The 2,714-nt window shown below is 33.9% G+C and carries 1 protein-coding gene; it reads right to left on the bottom strand.

The annotated features are described in order from the left end of the window. Positions 1-1,262: 1,262 nt before the first annotated feature. The coding region (locus DS742_RS28160) for a S8 family peptidase (protein WP_117420216.1) at positions 1,263-2,714 on the bottom strand (1,452 nt) is incomplete at its 5' end.

Raw genomic sequence — 2,714 nt, forward strand, 5'->3', positions numbered from 1 at the left:
CTATCTTTCCTTCTGATCATCCAACATATTTATAAGATTTTATATTAGTAATAAATGATATTAAAAATAATAAAAAAGAACACAAAAGTAAAAAATATATTATAAACATACTAGATTTTCCTTATGAAATAGAGACCAGCATCGGCTCCGGACTCTTTGATAATATTCATCAATATATTAAGTTATTTATAATCTCTATAGTAAGCATAAATCGCTATTAAGAGCCAGAATAAAATACATGAAAATCCAATAAATGCCCGTTTAAACCAAACATATTCTTCACCTTCAGGGACAAAACTTTTTGGCTTTTTTTCATCAAAACGGATCATTTTCTCTTGACCTATTTGTATAAAATCTGGGCACCTTTTACAAAACGGAAAATCTTCTTCATATGTAATTCCGTTAACAATATAGTGGTATGTGGGATAATAAAGTGTCTTTTTGTTTAATTTATAATATGGTTACATGTTCACTAACATTTATAATTTTACCTATGGTACGTCCCTTATAATTGCGAATTTTTATACTCATTATAGCAGCTTTTATAGAAAGATATAAAACATAGCATATTATACACATATAAAAAATCAACATTATGATCATTAACATATCTCCTTGTTATCTTTATATTCACGTTATTGCTTTTTAAAAGTAGTTTCACCTGATTTAATAATTCCATCTTCATATATTTTATAATTTATAACTGTATTATTATCATTAGAGACATAGGTTAAAAATGGTGATTGTTGAATTGGTCTTTTACTGGCAGTATACTTTCCGGTTAAATTCCCAAGAATATTATACGAACCAGTAAATATATACTCTTCGCAATATGTACTTACAATAATACTTATTTCGCCAACAAAATCCGCATAGGAATTATATCTGATCATCTACTAATATTTACCATTTCGACATTAATTTCAACCCAAGTGCCAAAATTGTACACGTTAGCTTCCGAAATTGTACTTTGCATATAATTTTAATCTTGTAATTAGGATCTTGTAATTAGGAGTTAAACACATTTCCCTCTACTGAAATCCCCCATGAGATACATACGGTAGAAGAGATGGATTGTATGTCGGAAGAGCCAACCTTCCATTATTATGAAAGGTTGACTATTTCGACATAGTTTCTGAATCTATAGATCGCAGGGCATGTATTCTTCCGGTCTATGTTACGTATTGGCATTGATGCCCATACGGTACATCTGCAGTACTCCTACGGCCCTGTCAAGATGATAGACCGTCATCAGCTCCTGCCTAATCATGCATATGCATTTCATATGCTTTTGAAACAGCTTTAAATGCATTGATTCTCCCATGACCGGTATAATTATCAAAACCTTTAGCGCCAATGTCATCTGCAGTATTACGGATTATATCTTCGACTTCACTTGCTTTTAGTTCTGGAGCAACGGAAAGCACAAGTGCTGCAACTCCTGCAACATGCGGGGTCGCTGCAGACGTACCGTTAAAATCTTCTACGTAATTATTAGAACTATAGCCGTCCTTTTTCATTATATCAGTTGTGAAAATATGAACACCCGGGGCTGCTACATCAACTTCCGGACCATAATTACTACCCCACCAATATTCGCCGTCTCTACTTGTCTTACTTTTTCTTTCACCATACTCATTACATGCTGCAACAGTTATAACATTATCTAGTCTACCAGGAAAAGAAACACTGCCATTATCATTGCCGGCTGCAAAACAAACAACGCAGCCTTTTCCGTTTCGGCCATTTCGTTTGGCATAATTTATTGCATTTGTAATTGTCTGGCTGTCTTCTCCGCCTCCCCAGCTGTTACTAAGGACATCCGCCCCTCTGTCCACAGATTTAACAATTCCATCTGCAACCTTTGCATCATCAGTAACCCATATTCTTTCGGATCCATCCATAACTCCATACGCAATTCTTATTCCCATTATTTTACATTCCGGAGCCACGCCGGCTATTCCTTTATTATTATTACTTTTTGCGGCCGCTATGCCTGCACAGGCAGTTCCATGCGCATCAGCACTTTTAGGAGTTGGATCATTACGCTTGTAACATGCATCATACCCGGTTACCAGTTTATCTGATACATTTAAGTCTTCATGTTTGTAATCCACACCTTCATCAATGATAGCAATAATAATATCTTTACTTCCTTTCGTTATTTTCCATGCTTCTGAAATAGCGATGTCTTCACCTGCAATTCCTCCAGTTTGTCCAGTATTGTTAAGAGCCCACTGCTTATTTACATATGTATCATTACTTATTGCTGCCATAGGCTTCAGCAGTCGAACAAAATTAGGTTGTGCATATATTACCTTATCATTTTCATGATAAGTATTTGCCATCTCCAATGCACTTACTGCTTTACCTTCTGTGGTTTCCACAAGATAAGAATTCTCCTCCCAATTAATATTTTCGATAATTTTAACATTATTAGAATCATTAATCTTATTAATTTCTTCTCTTGTTACATCTGGTTTGAATTGGATAATAAACTGATTTGTAAGTATCATTGGTGTTTTATCTTCTGCTTCTAATACCAGAAAATCATCTTCTTCCCGCTGATTTTTGCTTGAAAATGAAGTAGTATTATAAACTTGATTCTTGCTTATTGTTTCTAAAATAATACCATTTTTCAAATCAGTCATTTTCGAATTAAGGTTAGAAGTTAAAGATTTGTATTTACTTTCCATATAGCCATTATCTTTAAA

This window comes from Lacrimispora amygdalina (genome assembly GCF_003432035.1).
Taxonomy (GTDB): domain Bacteria; phylum Bacillota; class Clostridia; order Lachnospirales; family Lachnospiraceae; genus Lacrimispora; species Lacrimispora amygdalina.